The organism is Pseudomonas sp. C5pp (genome assembly GCF_000814065.1).
Classification (GTDB): domain Bacteria; phylum Pseudomonadota; class Gammaproteobacteria; order Pseudomonadales; family Pseudomonadaceae; genus Aquipseudomonas; species Aquipseudomonas asiatica.
Window position 1 is genome coordinate 135285 of record NZ_JWLN01000013.1, and the last position, 21025, is coordinate 156309.

The window sequence follows — 21025 nt, forward strand, 5'->3', positions numbered from 1 at the left end:
CTGGAGGGTCGCAGGTAATTCTAGACACACCTGGTAACACACTCGTTCCGCTATCTGGCTGGCATCTGGCCTTGAGTCTGGCAGGACCGGCCTCTTCGCGGGCAAGCCCGCTCCCACAGTGGGAGGCGTGGTTCCCCCTGTGGGAGCGGGTTTACCCGCGAAGAGGCCGGTACAGGTCAAACCCGCTCGATGGCCAGCGCCAAACCTTGGCCTACGCCCACACACATGGTCGCCAGGCCCTTACGCCCACCGCTCTTCTCCAGCTGGTGAAGCGCAGTCAACACCAGCCGCGCACCGCTCATGCCCAGCGGGTGGCCCAGGGCGATGGCACCGCCGTTGGGGTTCACCTGCGGTGCATCGTCGGCCACACCCAGCTCACGCAGCACCGCCAGACCTTGGCTGGCAAAGGCTTCGTTGAGCTCGATCACATCGAAATCATTCACCGCCACACCCAGGCGCTCGGTCAGCTTGCGCACTGCCGGCACCGGACCAATGCCCATCACTCGCGGTGCAACACCGGCGCTGGCCATGCCCAGTACGCGGGCACGTGGGGTCAGGCCGTGTTTCTTCACAGCCTCGGCCGAAGCCAGGATCAACGCCGCGGCACCGTCGTTCACGCCCGAGGCATTGCCGGCGGTGACGGTCTTGTCCGGGCCGTTGACCGGCTTGAGCTTGGTCAAGGCTTCCAGCGTGGTTTCCGGGCGCAGGTGTTCGTCTCGCTCGACGATGGTCTCGCCCTTCTTGTGCGCGATACGCACCGGCACGATCTCTTCGGCGAAGAAGCCGGCGGCCTGGGCCGCAGCAGCCTTCTGCTGGCTGCGCAGGGCGAAGGCGTCCTGGTCGGCACGCGAAACCTGGTAATCGTCGGCCACGTTGTCGGCGGTTTCCGGCATGGAATCCACACCGTACTGGCTCTTCATCAGCGGGTTGATGAAACGCCAGCCGATGGTGGTGTCTTCGAGCTTCATGTTGCGCGAATAGCCGCTTTCGGCCTTGCCCATGACGAACGGGGCACGCGACATCGACTCGACGCCGCCGGCAATCGCCAGCTCCATTTCGCCGCTGGCAATGGCGCGGAAGGCAGTGCCAATGGCATCCATGCCCGACGCGCACAGGCGGTTCAAGGTGACACCCGGAATGCTCTCCGGCAGGCCGGCCAGCAGCAGCGCCATGCGTGCCACGTTGCGGTTGTCTTCACCAGCCTGGTTGGCGCAGCCGAAGAACACTTCGTCAACCTGATCCCACTGCACGGTCGGGTTGCGCTCGATCAGCGCCTTCAGTGGCACGGCGGCCAGGTCGTCGGCCCGCACGCCGGCCAGGGCGCCACCGAAGCGGCCGATCGGGGTGCGAATGGCGTCACAGATGAATACGTCGCGCATCAGGCTTCTCCTGCGACCTGGCCATGGGCCGCGGCGGTACGGGCTTCGAGGTCACGCAGGGCGGACAGCTCGACTTCGGTCGGTTCGGCGGTGGTCTGCACATCGTCGGCAAAGCGGATCGCCCAGCCAGTGGCGGCGATAATCTGCTCGCGGGTCACACCCGGGTGGATCGCAGTGACGACGAATTCGTGGGTGCCGGCTTCCGGCTCCATGATGCACAGGTCGGTGATAATGCCGACCGGGCCGTCGCCTGGCAGGCCAAGGCGTTTGCGCGAGTCGCCGCCTTCACCGTGGCCAACCGAGGTGATGAAGTCCAGCTTGTCGACAAAGGCACGCGGCGACTGCTTGAGGATGATCAGCACCTGCTTGGCGGAACCAGCGATTTCCGGTGCGCCACCAGCACCTGGCAGGCGGGTTTTCGGGGCGTGGTAATCACCGACGACGGTAGTGTTGATATTGCCGAAGCGGTCGACCTGGGCGGCGCCGAGGAAGCCGACGTCGATGCGCCCACCTTGCAGCCAGTAGCGGAAGATCTCGCCGGTCGGCACCACGGTGTCAGCGGTTTCGGCCAGCTCGCCGTCGCCGATAGACAGCGGCAGCACGCTTGGCTTGGCGCCGATCGGGCCGGATTCGTAGATCAGCACCACGTCTGGCGACGATGTCAGGCGCGCCAGGTTGGCAGCCTTGGATGGCAGGCCGATGCCGACGAAGCACACAGCACCGTTGCGCAGGCGACGGGCTGCAGCGACGGTCATCATTTCGGAAGTGGAGTAGCTCATTGTGCGGCCTCCGCAGTGCTGGCCAGCTTGGCCTTGAATTCGTTGAAATCGGCAGTGCCACGGATGTAGGTGTCGATCCAGGCGGTGAACGATTCGCGGCTACGCGCGATCGGGTCCCAGGCCTGGTAGAAGCGGTTGTCACGCTCGTAGTAGCCGTGGGCATAGGACGGGTGCGCACCGCCAGGTACCAGGCATACCGCGCTCAGGGCCCAGGTCGGCAGCACACAGGCGTTCATCGGGGCCTGCAGGTCGTCGACGATTTCCTCGACGGTGACGATGCAGCGCTTGGCGGCCAGGGCGGCTTCCTTCTGCACGCCGAGGATGCCCCACAGCAGCACATTGCCTTTGCGGTCGGCCTTTTGCGCATGGATCACGGTCACATCCGGGCGCACCGACGGCACGGCTGCCAGCACTTCACCGGTGAACGGGCAGGTGACGCTCTTGATCAGCGGGTTGACCTTCGGCAGGTCGGAGCCGGCGTAGGCACGCAGCACGGCGAACGGCAGGCCAGAAGCACCGGCGACATAGGCGTTTGCCAGGTCGGCATGGCTGTGTTCTTCAATTTCGATGGCGTGTGGCCACTGCTTCTCGACGGCATCACGCAGGCGGTGCAGCGAACCGACACCTGGGTTACCACCCCAGGAGAAGATCAGCTTGCTGGCGCAGCCGGCGCCGATCAGCTGGTCGTAGATCAGGTCCGGAGTCATGCGCACCAGGGTCAGGTCGCGCTTGCCCTGACGGATGATCTCGTGGCCGGCGGCAGTCGGGATCAGGTGGGTGAAACCTTCGAGGGCGACGGTATCGCCATCCTGGATGAACTGCTTCACGGCTTCGTGAAGCGGGAGAATTGCAGCCATTTGGAGACTCCTGGTCAGGGTGCTTCGGTGAGCTCAGATTAAGGAGACTGGTGGGTGGCTTACAATCCGATAATCGACTATTTGTGCGATTATCGAACCATTTGTTGTCCTGCTACTCATTCACTAACGTGTCGAATTCTTCGCAGCACAAGGCTGCTCCTACAGCGGGCGGCGTCGCCTTTGTAGGAGCAGCCTTGTGCTGCGAAGGGCCGCAAAGCGGCCCTCGGGCTTCAGGTCGCGTCAGCGTGGCTCACCAGCCCTTTCACGATCACACCCACGGTCGCCAGCCCCGCCGGCACCAGCAATGCCGTCAGCACCTGTTCGAAGTTCCAGCCCAGCCCCAGCAGCGTCGCACCACTCCAGGCCCCGAGAATCGCACCGAAGCGGCCGATACCCAGCATCCACGATACCCCTGTGGCGCGGCCCTGTGTCGGATAGAAGCGCGCCGCCAGCGAAGGCATCGCCGATTGGGCACCGTTCACGCACATGCCGGCAACCAGCACCAGCGTGGCCAATACGGTGATGTTGCCCAGGCTCTGCCCCACGGCGTAGGCGAACACCCCGGCCAGCAGGTAGAAAATGCCGATCACCTTGTGCGGATTGAAGCGGTCCATGGCCCAACCCACACCGACGGCGCTAAGCACGCCACCGAACTGGAACAGTGCGCCGATGAAGGCAGCCTGTTCCATGCTCGCGCCGCTGTCGCGCATCAAGGTTGGCAACCAGCTAGTCAGCAGGTAGACGATCACAAGGCCCATGAAATAGGTCAGCCACAACAGCATGGTGCCCATGCCGTAGGTACCGGAGAAGATCAGCGCAAACACGTTGCGCGCAGCCACTGCCTTTTGCTCCGGCACGCTGAAGCTGCCCGCCTCGGCCACCACCTGTGGCGCGATGGGCGACAAGGTCTTGCGCACCTTGTCGGTCCCCCGGTTGCGCACCACCAGGAACCGCGCTGACTCCGGCAGCCACACCATCAGCACAAGCGCCAGCAGCAACGGCAGCACGCCACCGATCACCAGCAGGCTGTGCCAGCCGTAGGCCGGGATCATCTTGGCGGAAATGAAACCACCACCGGCCATGCCCAGGTTGAAGCCGCAGAACATGCTGGTCACCAACAGCGACTTGAGGCGCTCGGGGGTATATTCAGACAATAGCGTGGTGGCGTTGGGCATACCTGCACCAAGGCCCAGGCCAGTCAGGAAGCGCAACACCAGCAACTGATCGACGTTGGTGGCGTAGGCCGAGGCCAGGCTGAAGCCACCGAATACCAGCACTGCGCCCACCAGCACGCCCTTGCGGCCAAAACGGTCCGCCAGCGGGCCGGAGCCGAGGGCACCGAAAACCATACCGATCAATGCAGCACTCATGACCGGGCCGAGGCTGGCGCGATCTATCCCCCACTCCTGCGAAAGGGCCGGGGCGATGAAGCCCATGGCGGCGGTGTCCAGGCCATCGAGGAAGACGATCAGGAAGCACAGCAACACCACCCGCCATTGGTAGCGGGACAGCGGCTGCTGATTGATGAACGACTGGACGTCGAGGCTATTGCCGACGTTGGTTTGCGCTTGATTCATTATTGTTTTCCAGAATGAGGGGCACAGCCAGCCCACTGCACGCGATCAAACGGTACAGAGGACGATGATTTGGGGAACGCGGCCGGCGTCAGCCTGGATATAACGGTACTGCGCGCGGGTGCGGCCGCGGCAGCGAGGGGACAGTATTCATGTTAAGTGCCTCTTATGTTTTTCTTGTTCGGTCGGCACAGCCGACCGTTGCGAGAGACATTAATCAGAGGGCGGAGGCGGCGCAATTCACCGCGAACGACACTGTGCGTTTATCGCACAGGAAAGGGTTTTTCCTGTTCTAAATTTGAAAGTGGCGCGCTGTGCGCCCTGCGGGGCTCAGCCAAACAACTGATGGCAAAGGTCCCGGCTGGCTGCGAGCAGGATCGGCAAGAACCGCTGCTCCAGCTCACTGCGCGTCACCCGCCCGACATGGGTACTCACATTCAACGCCGCCAGCACCTGCCCCGAGGCGTCATACACCGGCACCGCAATCGAACGCAGCCCCTGCTCCAGCTCCTGGTCTACCACGCACCAGCCCTGGGCACGCACCTGCTGGATACAGGCGAACAGCGACTCGGGGTCGTGCAAGGTACGGCTGGTACGCGCCTTCAGGTCGGCACGCTCCAGGTATTCACGCAGGCTGGTGTCATCCATGGCCGCCAACAGAATACGCCCCATCGATGTGCAATAGGCCGGCAGGCGCCCGCCCACCGACAGATCGACCGAAATCAACCGCTCCACGGTCGCCGAACGGGCTATATAAAGGATGTCGTCACCTTCGAGCGTGGCCATGTTGGCCGCCTCGTGCAGCTGGTCGCTGATGCGGTCCAGGTAAGGCTGGGCAGAAATCGCCAGCGGCGTCGACGACAGGTACGCATGCCCCAGCGTCAGCACCTTGGGCAGCAGCGAATAGGTACGCCCGTCGGTGGTGGCGTAACCCAGCTTGATCAACGTGTGCAGGCAACGCCGTACCGCCGCACGGGGGATTTCGGTGCGGTGGCTGATCTGGGCGATGGTCAGGTGGCGCTTGCGTTCCTGAAAGGCCTGGATGACTGCCAGGCCTCGCGCCAGGGAGGTCATGAAGTCCGGGTCGCCGGTAAAGGCCTGGATGCGCTTGGCCGGTGACGCCACGATCGGCGGTGCCAGGGCTGCCGAGGCAGGTCGCCCCTGCTCCAGGTTGACCGACTCTGGATTGACGGAATCGCTGGCCAAGGTTTCGTCACTCATCGCACACCTCAAAAAAAACGCCCACTCGTGCGATTATCGAACAAACGGCCGATAATCGCAATTGACCGCTGACACTTTTACTTATACCTTTCTCATGCCACTTGTGGCTTCTTTGGAGAGACTGGTCAGGTACCCACCGTAGAAGTCCCCAGGCAACGGCCTCGCCTTTTGGCGAGGCCGTTTTTCATTACCCTCCCGGTCGACGGTCCCGCTGCTGCACTGCAACGAACTTTTGTCCGTATTGCCTTTCAAACTTGTACGAAAGGCCCGAACTGTCATCGAATGCATTCCCTTACTTGCGTCTTGTGATGTCAGGGTTGGGTAAATTACGATGTTCGGCGAATATCGATTGCTATAATCGATTGCGCAGGCCTCGACGATGCCGTGGTAATGGAACCCTCCGCTGTATCAAGCCGTTGCGGCCAGCAAGGCATGTGCACGCTGCACAACGCATAACAACTGTCATCAAACTTAATTCAGGTACTACTGTGACGAAAGATGAACTGCGCGCGGAACTCGAGCGCCAGGCTGAACGTTACAAGGATGTTTATGGTGGCGAAGTCACCACTTACGCCGCACAACCGGATCCGGAACGCAAACCTTGGCGCAAGCGCGCCAGCGTGCGCGACCAGGCCTTCAGCCAGGAACTGGAACGTATGGAAAAGGAACTGCGCAGCGACACTCCCTGACCCGGGACCACGCCAGCGCGTCGTCGCCCGGCCAGCCCGGGCGCGGTCGATCTTTACTGTCCGGCCGATGGTGAAATGGAATTACACAAATTTCATACGCCCGTTTGAAAAGAAGCGAAGCGGCTTTTTATCCAGCTTTTTGCCGGTTTTCGCCAGCTTTTACGCGCTTTAGCGGATATTTCCCTGCCGGCACGTCGCACCGTGCACATCACGCTCGCGCCAGGAAGATTGCCGTCGGTCTGTCGCAAATGCATCGATTGCCAACGTTTTCTGGCATAATCCCGCCCCCCTAAGACCGCCAGACAACCTTCATGATCGAATTATTCAGCGGACTGGATGCCTGGGTGTTGGTGAGCCTGCTGCTCGCCTTGACCTTCGTGCTCGCCTTCGAGTTCATCAATGGCTTTCATGACACCGCCAACGCGGTAGCTACCGTCATCTATACCAAAGCCATGCCGCCGCACCTCGCCGTGTTCTTCTCCGGCGTGTTCAACTTCCTTGGCGTTCTGCTCGGCGGTGTCGGGGTGGCCTATGCCATCGTGCACCTGCTGCCAGTAGAGCTGCTGATCAATGTGAACACCGGACACGGCCTGGCCATGGTCTTCTCGCTGCTGGCTGCGGCCATCACCTGGAACCTGGGCACCTGGTACTTCGGTATCCCCGCCTCCAGCTCGCACACGCTGATCGGCTCCATCCTCGGCGTCGGCCTGGCCAACGCCCTGATCAACGACATCCCGCTGGGCGACGGTGTCAACTGGCAGAAGGCTATCGACATCGCCATGTCGCTGGTGGTCTCGCCGATGGCCGGCTTCGCCGTTGCCGCTATGGTGCTGATCGGCCTCAAGTGGTGGCGTCCGCTGTCGAAGATGCACAAGACCCCCGAGCAGCGCCGCAAGCTCGACGACAAAAAACACCCACCGTTCTGGAACCGCCTGGTACTGGTGGTTTCGGCCATGGGTGTGAGCTTCGTGCACGGCTCCAACGACGGCCAGAAAGGCATCGGCCTGATCATGCTGGTGCTGATCGGTATCGTCCCGGCCAAGTTCGTTCTCGACCTGAACAGCACCACCTACCAGATCGAGCGTACCCGCGACGCCACCTTGCACATGAGCCAGTTCTACCAGCGCAACGCCGCCACCCTGGGCGAGTTCCTGGCACTGGGCAAGGCCAAGTCCAGCGACCTGCCGGAGCAGTTCAGCTGCAACCCGCAGCAGACCGAGCCGACCATTGCCGCGCTGCAGTCCTCGCTGCAGGGCGTGACCGACTACCACAGCCTGAGTGCCGACAAGCGTGTCGAAGTGCGCCGCTACCTGCTGTGCCTGGACGACACGGCGAAGAAGGTCGGCAAGCTGCCAGGTCTGGAAGCCCGTGAAAAGGCCGATCTGGAAAAACTGCGCAAAGACCTGACCGCCACTACCGAGTACGCCCCGTTCTGGGTGATCGTGGCTGTCGCCCTGGCCCTGGGCCTGGGTACCATGGTCGGCTGGAAGCGCGTGGTACTGACCGTTGGCGAGAAGATCGGCAAGCAGGGCATGACCTATGCCCAGGGCATGTCGGCACAGATCACCGCGGCTTGCGCCATCGGCATGGCCAACATCTTCGCCCTGCCGGTATCGACCACCCACGTGCTGTCGTCCGGTGTGGCCGGCACCATGGTCGCCAACAAGAGCGGCCTGCAAGGCGGCACCGTGAAGACCATCCTGCTGGCCTGGGTACTGACCCTGCCTGCATCGATGGGCCTGGCGGCCGGCCTGTTCTGGCTGGCGTCCAAAGCCATTGGCTAAGTGATACGGTTCTGAAAGAGGCGGCCTTCGGGTCGCCTTTTTTCTGTACCGGCCTCTTCGCGGGTAAACCCGCTCCCACAGGTAATGCACAGCTCTTGATATCTGTGATGAACCTGTGGGAGCGGGTTTACCCGCGAAGGGGCCGGTACAGGCAACCTACCTTTTTTTGCCCCCCAGCAACGACCCCATCAACCCTCGCACCAACTGCCGCCCCAACTGGTTGGCCGCCTGGCGCACCGCCGACTTGATGGCCTGCCCTGCCGCACTTTGCAAGAACTCACCAGCCTTGTCGGCAAAGCTTTCTTCATCCGCCTTGGGTTGCGGCACGGGCTCCACCGGCTCTCCCTTGCGCTGGGTCAGCATCTCATAGGCAGACTCACGGTCCACCGGCTTGTCGTAACGCCCCGCCAGCGGCGAATTGGCAATCAGCGCACTGCGCTCAGCCGCGCTCAACGGCCCGATACGCGACTGCGGCGGTGCAATCAGCACACGCTGCACCATCGCTGGCGTGCCCTTCTCTTCCAGTGTCCCAACCAGCGCCTCGCCAATACCCAGTTCGGTCAGCACCGCCAAGGTGTCGAACGCCGGGTTGGGGCGGAAGCCATCAGCCACCGCCCGCAGCGACTTCTGCTCCTTGGCAGTGAACGCCCGCAAGCCATGCTGAATGCGCAAGCCCAACTGGGCCAGCACCGCATCTGGCAAGTCCCCCGGCGACTGGGTGACGAAGTACACACCCACGCCCTTGGAACGAATCAGCCGCACCACCTGCTCCAGACGATCCTGCAATGCCTTGGGTGTATCGTTGAACAACAAGTGCGCTTCATCGAAGAACAACGCCAGCACCGGCTTGTCGGCATCACCGCGCTCGGGCAGTTGCTCGAACAACTCGGCCAGCAGCCACAACAGGAAGGTCGCGTACACCTTCGGTGCATCGTGAACCAACCGGCTGGCGTCCAGCAGGTGGATACGCCCACGGCCATCCGGGTCTGGCCGCAGGAGGTCCTCGAGCTGCAACCCCGGTTCACCGAACAATGCCTCGGCGCCCTGCTGCTCCAGGGTCGCCAACCGGCGCAAAAGCGCCTGAGTGGAGGCCGTGGTCATCAGCGCGCTGTCTTCGCCCAGCAGTTGCGGGTTGTCCTTCAGGTGCGCGAGCAGCGCCTTGAGGTCCTTGAGGTCGAGCAGCAGCAGGCCTTCACGGTCGGCTACCTTGAACGCCGCATACAGCGCCGCCTGTTGGCTGTCGGTCAGTTCCAGCAGGTTGCCCAGCAGCAGCGGCCCCATTTCACTGAGGGTGGTACGCAGCGGGTGGCCGGACTGCCCGGCAATGTCCCACAGGCTCACCGGGTAAGCCTGGGGCCTGTGCCCCAGCCAGGGCATGCCGGCGATGCGCTCGGCCACCTTGCCCTGCGGCGCACCAGCAGCGCCCAGGCCGCACAGGTCGCCTTTGACATCGGCGGCGAACACCGCAACCCCCGCGTCACTGAACGCTTCCGCCAGATGCTGCAAGGTGACGGTCTTGCCAGTACCCGTAGCGCCCGCTACCAGGCCATGGCGGTTGGCCAACCTCATGGCTTGCCCAACCGGCTGGCCATCCGGGCCAGCACCTACAACGATGGTCGAAATTTCCGACATCTCTTAAATCCTCTGCTCAAGCTTTACCGTAATTCGGCCGATACCTGTGGGTGATATTCGCCTTAATAGAGAGGAACAACCGAAAAGGGACTTTTCGGGATATTGCACTGCTTTGCGACTCCACGCGTGCAAACGCCTGATATGAAACCTTAGCGGAACCGATTACGCCATGAACAAAAGCCTTCGTTTCAGCCACAAGATTCTTTTGGCAGCATCACTGATCGTGATACTCGCCTTCAGCCTTTTCACGCTCTACAACGATTACCTCCAGCGTAATGCGATCCGCGAGGACCTCGAGAACTATCTGGCTGAAATGGGCGCTTCCACTTCGACCAATATCCGCAACCTGTTCGAAGGCCGTATCAAGCTGGTGGAAAACCTGGCACAGAACATAGCCCAGGACCCGACCAACGCCGAAACCCTGATGGGCCAGAATGCGCTGGTTTCCAGCTTCCTCACCGTCTACCTGGGCAAGGTCGACGGTGGCTTCAGCGTGCGCCCTGATTCGAAAATGCCCGACGGTTACGACCCGCGCACCCGCCCCTGGTACAAGGACGGCATGAATGCCGCCGGCGCGACCCTGACCGAGCCGTACATCGACATGACCACCAACAAGATGGTCATCGGCATCCTCAGCAAGGTTTCCGCCAGTGTCGGTGTGGTCGGTGGCGACCTGGCCCTGGACGGCCTGGTGCAGATCATCAACTCGCTGAACTTCGGCGGCATGGGCTATGCCTTCCTGGTCAACGATCAAGGCAAGATCCTGGTGCACCCGGACAAAGACCTGGTGATGAAGTCGCTATCGGACCTGTTCCCGCAGCACACGCCGAAACTGAGCGGTGAGCTGACCGAAGTGCAGAGCGACGGCCAGGCCCGCCTGCTGACCTTCACCCCGATCACCGGCCTGCCGTCGGCCAACTGGTACATCGGCCTGTCGGTGGACAAGGACAAGGCCTTCTCGATGCTCAGCACCTTCCGCACCTCGGCGGTGATCGCCACGCTGGTGGCGGTGGTGATCATCATCGGCCTGCTCGGCCTGCTGATCCGTGTGCTGATGCAGCCGCTGCACACCATGACCCGCGCCATGGAAGACATCGCCGAAGGTGAAGGCGACCTGACCAAGCGCCTGCGTATCCACAACCATGACGAATTCGGCATTTTGGGCAGCGCCTTCAACCGTTTTGTCGAACGTATTCACAGTTCGATCCGCGAAGTGTCCTCGGCCACCGAGCAGGTCAACGAAGTAGCCCTGCGGGTCATCAGTGCCTCGAACTCGTCGATGACCAACTCCGACGAACAGTCCAACCGTACCAACAGCGTGGCCGCCGCCATCAACGAACTGGGCGCCGCCGCCCAGGAGATTGCCGGCAACGCCGCCCAGGCCTCGCAGCACGCCAGTTCGGCGCGGTTGCTGGCCGAAGAAGGACAGCAAGTGGTGGAACGCAACATTGCAGCAATGAACCGCCTGTCCGACCTGATCGTCACTTCCAGCGCGCACATCGAGACGCTGAACAGCAAGACCGTCAACATCGGTCAGATCCTTGAGGTGATCACCAGCATTTCCCAGCAGACCAACCTGCTGGCGCTGAACGCGGCCATCGAAGCGGCCCGTGCCGGTGAAGCCGGGCGTGGTTTTGCCGTGGTCGCCGATGAAGTACGCAACCTGGCGCACCGCACCCAGGAGTCGGCGCAACAGGTGCAGACCATGATCGAAGAACTGCAGATCGGCGCGCGCGAATCGGTCGAGACCATGGACCAGAGCCAGCGCCACAGCCAGGACAGCATGCAGATCGCCAACCAGGCCGGTGAGCGGCTGGACAGCGTTACCGTGCGGATCGGCGAGATCGACGGCATGAACCAGTCGGTAGCCACCGCCACCGAAGAGCAGACCGCCGTGGTCGAGGCGATCAACATGGACATCAACGAGATCAACATGCTCAACCAGGAGGGCGTGGAAAACTTGCAGGCCACCCTGCGTGCCTGCTCCGACCTGGAGCAGCAGGCCGGCCGCCTGAAGCACCTGGTGGGCAGCTTCCGCATCTGATCTCAATCCGCGTCGCCTGCTTCGCGGGCGCGCCCGCTCCCACAGGAACTGCACAGACCCTGAAGCCTGTGTAATCCCTGTGGGAGCGGGCAAGCCCGCGAACAAGCCCACACCGATCCCCCGCCCCACCCAACCCCGATCGAACAAACTATCCTTCTGATAGGTCAACCTTTAGGCGCGTCATCGCCGGCCCGTTAACGCCGGATGACAGACCCGAAGACGATCCCGGAGGGATGCTGATCGTGCACATCGCCGACATCACCATGTTCTACGCCCCCGCCAGTGGTGGCGTACGTACCTATCTTGATGCCAAACACCACCGCCTCGACGCCATCCAGGGCGTCCGCCACAGCTTGCTGATACCTGGTGCCAGCGCCCAGCACGCCGATGGCATATACCAGGTGCCCGCACCGCCGCTGCCGTTCGGCAATGGCTACCGCTTCCCGGTACGCCTGGCTCCTTGGTGCAATGTGCTACGCAGGCTCAAGCCCGACCTGATCGAAGTCGGCGACCCCTACCTGACCGCCTGGGCTGCGCTGGAAGCGCGGCGCAAGCTCGATGTGCCGGTAATCGGCTTCTACCATTCCGATCTGCCGCTGCTGGTCAGCAACCGCATGGGCAACTGGTTTACCCCCAATGTAGAGGCCTATGTCAGCAAGCTGTACGGCAATTTCGACCGGGTCCTGGCCCCCAGCCAGGTCATGGCCGACAAGTTGCGCCGCCTGGGGGTGCGCGATGTGCACGTGCAGCGCCTGGGCGTCGACCTGGCCACCTTCCACCCCAACCAGCGCGACCCGCAACTGCGTGCCGAACTGGGCATTGCAGACACCAGTCGCCTGCTGATCTACGCCGGCCGTGGCTCGCGAGAAAAGAACCTGCCAGTGCTGCTCGACTGCATGCAGCACCTGGGCCACCCCTACCACTTGCTGTTGGTGGGTTCGAACATGCCGGCCAACGTACCGCGGAACGTCAGTGTGATCGGTCACTTCTGCCCGGCACCGGAAGTCGCCCGGCTGATGGCCAGCGCCGACCTGCTGGTGCATGCCGGCGACCAGGAAACCTTCGGCCTGGTCATTCTCGAAGCGATGGCCAGCGCCACGCCGGTAGTGGCCGTGCGCGCAGGTGCTTTCGGCGAAATCGTCAACGAACAGTGCGGGCGCTTGTGCCGCCCCAACGATAGCCAAGCCATGGCGACGGCCGTGCAAGAGGCGTTCGAAGCCGGTGTGCGCACGCTTGGGGTACAGGCCCGTCGCCATGCCGAGCAGCACTATTCGTGGGACAACGTGGTCACCGGCCTGCTGCAGCACTACCAGGCTGTGCTCGGCCACCAGCCACAGGTACGTGCCCATGGCTGAGCCGCTACCGGCATCGCGCAGCCTGATGCTGGTGCTGCACGATGTCGCGCCCGAAACGTGGCCGGACTACCAGCCTTTCGTCCAGGCCGTCGACGCCATCGGCGGCATCCCAATGACCTGGCTGGTGGTGCCGGACTTTCACCACCGCAACCCGCTGCAACGCTCGCCTACCTTCTGCCGCTTGCTGGAACGGCGCCTGGCCCAGGGCGACGAGCTTGCCCTGCACGGCTTCTACCATGCCGACAGCGGGCCACCACCGCGCACACCCGGCGAATACTTCATGCGCCGCATCTATACCCACGAAGGGGAATTCTACGCCCTTGACCAGCAGCAGGCCCTGCAACGCCTGGAGCATGGCCTGGCACTGTTCGCCCAGCAGGGCTGGCCAGTGTCAGGCTTCGTCGCGCCTGCCTGGCTGATGAGCGAAGGCACCCGCCAGGCACTGCGCCGTCTGCCGCTGCGCTACACCAGCACGCCACAGCACCTGTATCGTTTACCGGACTTCACCGCGATCAAGGCCCCAGGGCTTGTCTGGAGTGCACGCAGTGCCTGGCGCCGTGGCCTGTCACGGGTGCTGTGCGACTGGCAATGCCGGCGCTGGCGCGACGCCCAGACCCTGCGCCTGGGCCTGCACCCGGTGGACATGCGCCATCGCGCGTCCCGCGACTATTGGCTGAACACCTTGCACACGCTACTGGCACAGGGCCGCGAGCCGCTGACCAAGTCCACCTGGCTCGACCGCCAGGCCAGCGTATGAACCGCCTGGCCTGGCTGGCCCTGGCACTGCTGGGTGCCGTGCTGGTGCCGGCCCTGCTCGGTGGCAGCGAGCTTTTACCGAGGCTGCAGCGCTTCGCCCCCAGCCTCATGCTGACCCTGCTGGGCATGATCCTGCTTTGCTGGGTCATCAACGCCATCCGCTTGCGCCTGTTGCTCGGCCAGCAAGGAGCAAGGCTTGGACGTCTGCGCAGCCTGGGTGTGGTGATGGCTACCGAGTTCGCCATCTGTACCACCCCCGGCGGCAGCGGCGGCCCCTTGACCCTGATGGCCCTGCTGGCACGTGACCGGATCGGCCCGGCGCGCAGCGGCGCGGTGTTTGCAATGGATCAGCTGAACGACCTGGTGTTCTTTTTCTGCGCGATGCTGGCTATTGCCGGCTATGCGCTGTTCCACAGCCTGGGCCGCAGCCAGGAGAGCATGTTGCTGGGCAGCGCGTTGCTGCTGTGCACGGCACTGGCCGGGGTGATCGGCCTGCTGCGCTACCGGCGCACGGTGATGCGCGTGAACGGCAGGTTGCTGCGCCGCCTGGGCATGAGCCGCCAGCGCAAGCGGCGCTGGGCACGCAAACTGCTACGCTTCATCGATGCACTGGCGCAGACCTGGCGCCTGCCCAAGCGTACGCTGACCTTGGTGTTCACCCTGACCTGCGCCCACTGGGGCCTGCGCTACAGCGTGTTGTATCTGGTATTGAGGGGGTTGGGGGTAGACTTGGCGTGGATCCCCAGCTTCCTGGTGCAGATGCTGTCGCTCAGTGCTGGCCAGTTCAGCCTGTTGCCGGGTGGTGCCGGCGCCGCCGAGCTGACTTCGGCCAGCCTGCTGACGCCACTGGTGGGCAGTTCGACCGCGGCTGCGGCGATCCTGATATGGCGGGCGGTCACTTACTACTTTTATCTGCTGGCGGGTGGGCCGGTGTTTGTGTGTCTGCTGGCGCGCCCGCTGCTGGATCGCTGGCGGCGTCAGGCGGGTTGAGCTGCTGCCAGAGTTCCGCGGCGCCAGGGAAATCGGTGCCATCGGTATCGGCCAGGGCTTCGGGATCGTAGCGGGCCAGGCAGCCTTCACCGAGGGTGGGTGGGGGTGAGGCAGTGGGGTTGTTGCGGGTCTTGGCCATTGCGTATCCCTCAAGATTGCCGGGGGCGCCTTGCGCCCCTTTCGCCGGCAAGCCAGCTCCCACACCGACCGCATCGACCTCAAGCCATGTGCAAACCTGTGGGAGCTGGCCTGCCGGCGATGGGCTGCAAAGCAGCCCCAAGGCCGTCAATCAAAAACTACAGTCTTGTTGCCATGCACCAGCACCCGGTCTTCCAGGTGATAACGCAGGCCACGGGCCAACACCATCTTCTCCACATCACGGCCAAAGCGGACCATGTCATCGATGCTGTCGGCATGGCTGACACGTACCACGTCCTGCTCGATGATCGGGCCGGCGTCCAGCTCTTCGGTAACGTAGTGGCAGGTCGCGCCGATCAGTTTCACACCGCGAAGGGCGGCCTGGTGATACGGCTTGGCGCCGACGAACGACGGCAGGAAGCTGTGGTGGATGTTGATCACCTTTTCAGCATAGTCCTGGCACAGCTGCGGCGGCAGGATCTGCATGTAGCGGGCCAGCACCACCACGTCGGCGGCATGCTCCTGCACCAGGCGCGAAACTTCGGCAAAGGCCGGTGCCTTGTCCTTGGGGTCGACCGGTACATGGAAGAACGGAATACCGTGCCACTCGACCATGCTGCGCAGGTCGTTGTGGTTGGAGATCACGCAAGGGATCTCGCAGTCCAGTTCATCGGTGTGCCAGCGGTGCAGCAGGTCGGCCAGGCAGTGCGACTCGCGGCTGGCCATCAGTACCACGCGCTTTTTCTGCGCCGAGTCGGTAATGCGCCAGGTCATGGAGAACTCTTCGGCGATCGGCGCAAACGCCTCACGGAAGGCTTCGATACCGAACGGCAGCGATTCGGCGCGGATTTCATGGCGCATGAAGAACCAACCGCTCTGCTCATCAGAGTGGTGGCTGGCTTCGTTGATCCAGCCATTGTACAAGGCCAGGAAATTACTGACTTTCGCCACGATGCCAACACGGTCGGGGCAGGCGATCACCAGACGATAGGTGCGCATGAATGAGACTCCAGAACTTCGCAAAGGCGCTCATTCTAGCGGCCCGCCAGGAAAAACGCAGTAATGATCGCAGCGGCCGTGGCCTGTGTTCCCTGACGAGATGCACTGCCGGCTTTCTCTGACAGACATGACGAAATGCAGGGTTAATTGTAAATTTTTGTTCACCTAGAGAAATGGTTGTCACAGCTTAGTTAACAGTTAATTGCCCAACAATATGTTTACTTGCGAGTATTGCCTGTCTATTATTGCCCCACACATTTCTGAACACGCATTAAGGAACACTCCATGTCCCTGATCAACGAGTACCGCGCTACCGAAGAAGCCATCAAGGAACTTCAGGCCCGCCTGGCCAACCTGTCGCAGGATGACAAGCTGAAGAAAGAACTGGAGTTCGAAGGCAAACTGCGCACACTGATGGGCGAATACTCCAAGTCGCTGCGCGACGTGATTGCCCTGCTCGACCCAGAGTCGAAACTGAGCAAGGCACCTCGTGGTGCGGTCAAGACTACCGCCACCAAGCGTGCACGCAAGGTCAAGCAATACAAGAACCCGCACAACAATGAAGTGATCGAAACCAAAGGCGGCAACCACAAGACCCTGAAAGAATGGAAAGCCAAGTGGGGTGGCGATGTGGTTGAAAGCTGGGCGACCCTGCTGGACTGATTGTCCGCACACGCCTGCTGCTTATCGCAACAAGAACGCCGGCATATTGCCGGCGTTTTTGTTTGTTCGCGTTTTGTGCCAGCGCTCAGCCAACTGCATACTGTGCCTGCAATTGCCTGGCATGTACCTGCCAGGCATCCAGCACACGCCGCCCGGCATCGTCAGCGCCCTCCCAGGCTTGCTGCCGCGCCTGTTCGAAGTCGCCCAGCGTATTCGGCGCGCCCCACTGCGGGTCGCTCAGGCGCTGCTGGCAGAAGCTGAACCAGCGTTGCCGCTCTTCGCCGGTCAGGGTCTCGGGGAAGTTGCGCGCCCGATAGCGGAACAACAGTTCAGGCAGGCGCGGGTCATCGAACATCCACTGCCCACGGCTCAACTGCGCCGGTTCCAGTGCACGAACTTGCTCGCATAAGCGGCGGTCACGGTCCCCCAGAAAACCGTCATACAACTGTTGTTCCGGGTCTTCACTCGGGGCAAAGTCTTCCTTGCCGTAGATGTGTTCCAGCTTGTCTTGCCATTGCGCCTGTTGCTCGGCCAATTCTTCGCCGCGCAATTGTAACAACGTCAAGTCCAGGCCCAACCGTTGTTGATCGGCCGGGCGCAATACCGAAAGTGGCGCCAGTACCGGGCAGCGATTGATCTGCACCAATTTGAGCGGCACGGGTAATTCGCCTTCGGCCAGTTCTTCATGGCGGGTATACAAACGCTGGCGTAGAACTTCAGCACTTTCCCGTAGTAACGGTAGGGTTTCCTGATGCAGGTCGCACACAATCAGTGCATTGCGATTACGCGGGTGCCAGGCCAGTGGCAATACGACACCAAGGTAATTGCGTGCCGCCGAGAAGCGCCCGGATATATGCACCAGTGGCTGCAACAAACTGATCTGCTCCATCACTTTATGCTTGCTGCGCAACTGAAACAGCCAGTCATACAACTTGGGCTGTTTCTGACGGATCAGGCGGGCCAGGGCGATGGTTGCCCGCACGTCGGAAAGCGCTTCGTGGGCATGCCCGTGGTCGATGCCATTGGCCTTGCTCAGCAGTTCCAGACGCAGGCTGGTGCGCCCGTCCTGTTGCGGCCACTCGATGCCGTCCGGGCGCAGTGCATAGGCCGTGCGCACGATGTCGATCAGGTCCCAGCGGCTGTTGCCGCCCTGCCACTCTCGGGCATAAGGGTCGAAAAAGTTGCGGTACAGGCTGTAACGGGTCACTTCGTCGTCGAAGCGCAGGGTGTTGTAGCCGGCACCGCAGGTACCAGGGTGCGCGAGTTGCGCATGCACCCGGGTCATGAACTCCGCTTCGCACAAACCCTGCTCGGCCAGCAGTTGCGGGGTGATGCCGGTCACCAGGCAAGCCGCCGGGTGCGGCAGGATATCGTCGGAGGGCCGGCAATAAAGGCTGATCGGCTCGTCGATTTCGTTGAGGTCGAAGTCGGTGCGCACGCCGGCCACCTGCAGCGGCCGGTCGCAGCGCGGGTTGATGCCGGTGGTTTCGTAGTCGTGCCAGAAAATGCTGGAGGTCACGGGGTCGTCCTGTATCGAGGTCGACCCGATTCTAGCGCGATTCCAGTAGCTGGGCCCGGGGCTCAGCAGGCTCAGGCAGATGCGTTGGCGGGGCGGAAACTGAAATAGTCGCGCAACGAACGGACGAATTCATCGTACTCGCGGGGGGCCTGCAGCAGCATGAAACCGGAATCGTAGTGCCCGGGCGTCTGGTCTTCACGGCACCACAGGCAGCTGGCGGTAAGGTTGACGAATTGATGCCCGCCACCAAGCAGCGGCAGGCGTAATTGCAGATCGTAGTCGGGCCCGACCAGCACAGGTAGCTGGCTTATCAGCATCAGCCCGTCTTCAGAGGCGTTACCCAGCTGGCCGATGGCCTGGCCGGTAATGCGATTGAACACCTTGAGAACACAAGGCAGCTGATGGCGTTCGATGTGGCGCTTGTTGAACATGATCGCAAGTGCAGTCCGTATCCGATGCCAGGAATACGTGGAACTGGCGGTTGTTGTAACAACTGAGTTACAGATTAGCGCAGCGCGCGCGGCAAATCCCGTGAAATAAATCACACCTTGGTGTTAACGCCAAGGTGCGGCGGTCACCGGGTTCGCCACGGCGGCTTCGGTGCCGCGCAAATGGCCGAGTTTCTCCAGGGTCTGCAGGCGTGCCTGGGCACGATAGGCGTATTCATTGCCCGGGTACTGCTGGATCAGGTACTGGTAGGTCTGCGCCGCATCCACGTACAAGGCCTGGCGCTCCAGGCACTGGCCGCGCAGCAGCGACACCTCGGGGTGGATGAACGGTCGTGCACGGCTGGTGCGGTCGACCTGCGACAGCTCGAGCATGACCCGTGCGCAATCGCCACGGTCGTAGGCACGGTAGGCATTGTTCAGGTGGTGGTCCATGGACCAGCGGGTGCAACCGACGGCGCTGGCCGCCAGGGCTAAAACGATCAGGGCTCGCATGGGGGTCTCCTTTGATGCCAGTGTATCGGCCTTTGCCGGCAAATCTTCACATCCTTTTGCAAGGATGCCCTGCCCGTTCAAATGCCACCCTGCCTCGGTCGCAGGTAGTGCAACGGAACAATGACTACAGCGAGATTCAGGAGTAGCCTTTCGCTGCGCTTCACTATAGGAGTCTGTGCATGAGCATCCGCCGTACCAAAATCGTCGCCACCCTTGGCCCCGCCAGCAACTCGCCGGAAGTGATCGAACAGCTGATCCTCGCCGGCCTGGACGTGGCACGCCTGAACTTCTCCCACGGCACTCCGGACGAGCACAAGGCCCGCGCGCGCCTGATCCGTGACATCGCCGCCAAGAACGGCCGCCATGTTGCACTGCTGGGCGACCTGCAGGGTCCGAAGATCCGCATCGCCAAGTTCGCCAACAAGCGTATCGAATTGAAGATCGGTGACAAGTTCACCTTCTCCACCGCCCACCCGCTGACCGAAGGCAACCAGGACATCGTCGGTATCGACTACCCCGACCTGGTCAAGGACTGCGGCGTTGGTGACGAACTGCTGCTCGACGATGGCCGCGTGGTGATGCGCGTCGAGACCGCCACCGCAGATGCCCTGCACTGCGTGGTGATCATCGGTGGCCCGCTGTCCGACCACAAAGGCATCAACCGTAAAGGTGGCGGCCTTACCGCACCGGCCCTGACCGAGAAGGACAAGGCCGACATCAAGCTGGCCGCGGAAATGGACCTGGACTACCTGGCCGTGTCCTTCCCGCGTGACGCCAGCGACATGGAATACGCGCGCAAGCTGCGTGACGAAGCTGGCGGCAGCGCCTGGCTGGTTGCCAAGATCGAACGCGCCGAAGCGGTGGCCGACGACGAGACCCTCGACAAGCTGATCCTCGCCTCCGACGCCGTCATGGTCGCCCGTGGCGACCTGGGCGTGGAAATCGGCGACGCCGAGCTGATCGCCATCCAGAAGAAGATCATCCAGCACGCCCGCCGCAACAACAAGGCAGTGATCGTGGCGACCCAGATGATGGAGTCGATGATCCAGAACCCGATGCCGACCCGTGCCGAAGTGTCCGACGTGGCCAACGCCGTGCTGGACAACACCGACGCGGTGATGCTGTCGGCCGAGAGCGCCGCCGGTGCCTACCCGATCGAAGCCGTCCAGGCCATGGCCCGTATCTGCCTGGGTGCCGAAAAGCACCCGACCAGCCAGAAGTCCAGCCACCGCCTGCACACTACCTTCGAGCGCTGCGACGAGAGCATCGCCCTGGCGGCCATGTACACCGCCAACCACTTCCCGGGCGTGAAGGCGATCATCGCCCTGACCGAGAGTGGCTACACCCCGCTGATCATGTCGCGCCTGCGTTCGCACGTGCCGATCTTCGCCCTGTCGCCGCACCGCGCTACCCAGGCCCGTGCCAACATGTTCCGCGGCGTGTACCCGATCGCCTTCGATCCGGCCTCGCTGCCGGCCGACAAGGTGAGTCAGGCAGCGGTCGACGAACTGCTCAAGCGTGGCCTGGTGGAGCAAGGTGACTGGGTAATCCTGACCAAGGGTGACAGCTACCACACCATCGGTGGCACCAATGGCATGAAGATCCTGCATGTCGGTGATCCGCTGGTCGGTTGATCCCGCCAAGGGGCCGCGCCATGGCCCCGTTCGCGGGCACGCCCGCTCCCACAGGGTTAGCAACAAGCCTG

The 21025-nt window shown here is 62.5% G+C and carries 17 protein-coding genes and 2 pseudogenes; 9 read left to right on the forward strand and 10 right to left on the reverse strand.

Features of this window, described 5'->3' with window-relative positions; genetic code table 11:
• Nucleotides 1-176: 176 nt before the first annotated feature.
• The 5 genes from pcaF to pcaR all read right to left on the reverse strand — a co-directional run bounded on the left by pcaF (nt 177) and on the right by pcaR (nt 5810).
• Complete coding sequence (pcaF, locus tag RR51_RS13190) at nt 177-1382, reverse strand: 3-oxoadipyl-CoA thiolase (RefSeq protein ID WP_169774743.1); 1206 nt, start codon at nt 1380-1382, stop codon at nt 177-179.
• Nucleotides 1379-2158, reverse strand: coding sequence for a CoA-transferase subunit beta (locus RR51_RS13195; RefSeq protein ID WP_015271653.1), 780 nt, complete (start codon nt 2156-2158; stop codon nt 1379-1381). Before RR51_RS13195 ends, pcaF begins: the two co-directional genes overlap by 4 nt.
• Nucleotides 2155-3015, reverse strand: a complete 861-nt coding sequence (locus RR51_RS13200) for a CoA transferase subunit A (RefSeq protein ID WP_015271654.1) — start codon at nt 3013-3015, stop codon at nt 2155-2157. Before RR51_RS13200 ends, RR51_RS13195 begins: the two co-directional genes overlap by 4 nt.
• Before the next feature lie 230 nt (nt 3016-3245).
• Complete coding sequence (locus RR51_RS13205) at nt 3246-4592, reverse strand: MFS transporter (protein ID WP_023660978.1); 1347 nt, start codon at nt 4590-4592, stop codon at nt 3246-3248.
• 327 nt (nt 4593-4919) lie between these two features.
• Nucleotides 4920-5810, reverse strand: coding sequence for a pca regulon transcriptional regulator PcaR (pcaR, locus tag RR51_RS13210; RefSeq protein WP_013974048.1), 891 nt, complete (start codon nt 5808-5810; stop codon nt 4920-4922).
• A gap of 488 nt (nt 5811-6298) precedes the next feature.
• Here pcaR and RR51_RS31210 point away from each other — a divergent pair, with 488 nt between their 5' ends.
• Together RR51_RS31210 and RR51_RS13220 are read left to right on the forward strand one after the other, a co-directional pair.
• Entirely contained in the window at nt 6299-6499 is a 201-nt protein-coding gene (locus RR51_RS31210; protein WP_003259583.1) for a hypothetical protein, read from the forward strand.
• Nucleotides 6500-6810: 311 nt separating this feature from the next.
• The gene (locus RR51_RS13220) at nt 6811-8283 is read left to right on the forward strand and encodes an inorganic phosphate transporter (RefSeq protein ID WP_013974049.1); all 1473 of its coding nucleotides are present in this window, start codon (nt 6811-6813) and stop codon (nt 8281-8283) included.
• 156 nt (nt 8284-8439) lie between these two features.
• Here RR51_RS13220 and RR51_RS13225 read toward each other — a convergent pair whose 3' ends face one another.
• Nucleotides 8440-9915: a helicase HerA-like domain-containing protein gene (locus tag RR51_RS13225; RefSeq protein ID WP_039613771.1), complete on the reverse strand. Its 1476-nt coding sequence runs from the start codon at nt 9913-9915 to the stop codon at nt 8440-8442.
• A gap of 169 nt (nt 9916-10084) precedes the next feature.
• Here RR51_RS13225 and RR51_RS31925 point away from each other — a divergent pair.
• The 5 genes and pseudogenes from RR51_RS31925 to RR51_RS13245 form a co-directional block, all read left to right on the forward strand.
• Nucleotides 10085-11101, forward strand: a pseudogene (locus RR51_RS31925) (HAMP domain-containing protein); the annotation flags it as partial.
• A 261-nt stretch (nt 11102-11362) separates the two neighbouring features.
• A pseudogene (locus RR51_RS31930) lies at nt 11363-11959 on the forward strand (methyl-accepting chemotaxis protein); the annotation flags it as partial.
• A 233-nt stretch (nt 11960-12192) separates the two neighbouring features.
• A complete protein-coding gene (locus tag RR51_RS13235; RefSeq protein ID WP_039613773.1) occupies nt 12193-13314 on the forward strand; it encodes a glycosyltransferase family 4 protein in 1122 nt (373 codons plus the stop codon).
• A complete protein-coding gene (locus RR51_RS13240; RefSeq protein ID WP_039613774.1) occupies nt 13307-14071 on the forward strand; it encodes a DUF2334 domain-containing protein in 765 nt (254 codons plus the stop codon). The genes RR51_RS13235 and RR51_RS13240 overlap by 8 nt, the downstream gene beginning before the upstream one ends.
• Nucleotides 14068-15060, forward strand: coding sequence for a lysylphosphatidylglycerol synthase transmembrane domain-containing protein (locus RR51_RS13245; protein ID WP_039613775.1), 993 nt, complete (start codon nt 14068-14070; stop codon nt 15058-15060). The genes RR51_RS13240 and RR51_RS13245 overlap by 4 nt, the downstream gene beginning before the upstream one ends.
• A gap of 285 nt (nt 15061-15345) precedes the next feature.
• Here RR51_RS13245 and purU read toward each other — a convergent pair whose 3' ends face one another.
• On the reverse strand, nt 15346-16197 hold the full coding sequence (gene purU, locus RR51_RS13250; RefSeq protein ID WP_023662871.1) for a formyltetrahydrofolate deformylase: 852 nt from the start codon (nt 16195-16197) through the stop codon (nt 15346-15348).
• A 285-nt stretch (nt 16198-16482) separates the two neighbouring features.
• Here purU and mvaT point away from each other — a divergent pair, with 285 nt between their 5' ends.
• Nucleotides 16483-16860, forward strand: a complete 378-nt coding sequence (mvaT, locus tag RR51_RS13255; RefSeq protein ID WP_003259590.1) for a histone-like nucleoid-structuring protein MvaT — start codon at nt 16483-16485, stop codon at nt 16858-16860.
• An 85-nt stretch (nt 16861-16945) separates the two neighbouring features.
• On the opposite strand, the gene sbcB is transcribed toward mvaT, so the two are convergent.
• From sbcB to RR51_RS13270, 3 genes are all read right to left on the reverse strand, one after another.
• Entirely contained in the window at nt 16946-18379 is a 1434-nt protein-coding gene (sbcB, locus tag RR51_RS13260; protein ID WP_039613776.1) for an exodeoxyribonuclease I, read from the reverse strand.
• A gap of 71 nt (nt 18380-18450) precedes the next feature.
• Nucleotides 18451-18810: a PilZ domain-containing protein gene (locus tag RR51_RS13265; protein WP_003259592.1), complete on the reverse strand. Its 360-nt coding sequence runs from the start codon at nt 18808-18810 to the stop codon at nt 18451-18453.
• Nucleotides 18811-18933: 123 nt separating this feature from the next.
• A complete protein-coding gene (locus RR51_RS13270) occupies nt 18934-19320 on the reverse strand; it encodes a hypothetical protein (RefSeq protein WP_003259593.1) in 387 nt (128 codons plus the stop codon).
• A gap of 179 nt (nt 19321-19499) precedes the next feature.
• On the opposite strand from RR51_RS13270, the gene pyk reads away from it, so the two are divergent.
• Complete coding sequence (pyk, locus tag RR51_RS13275) at nt 19500-20954, forward strand: pyruvate kinase (RefSeq protein WP_013974057.1); 1455 nt, start codon at nt 19500-19502, stop codon at nt 20952-20954.
• Nucleotides 20955-21025: the final 71 nt, after the last annotated feature.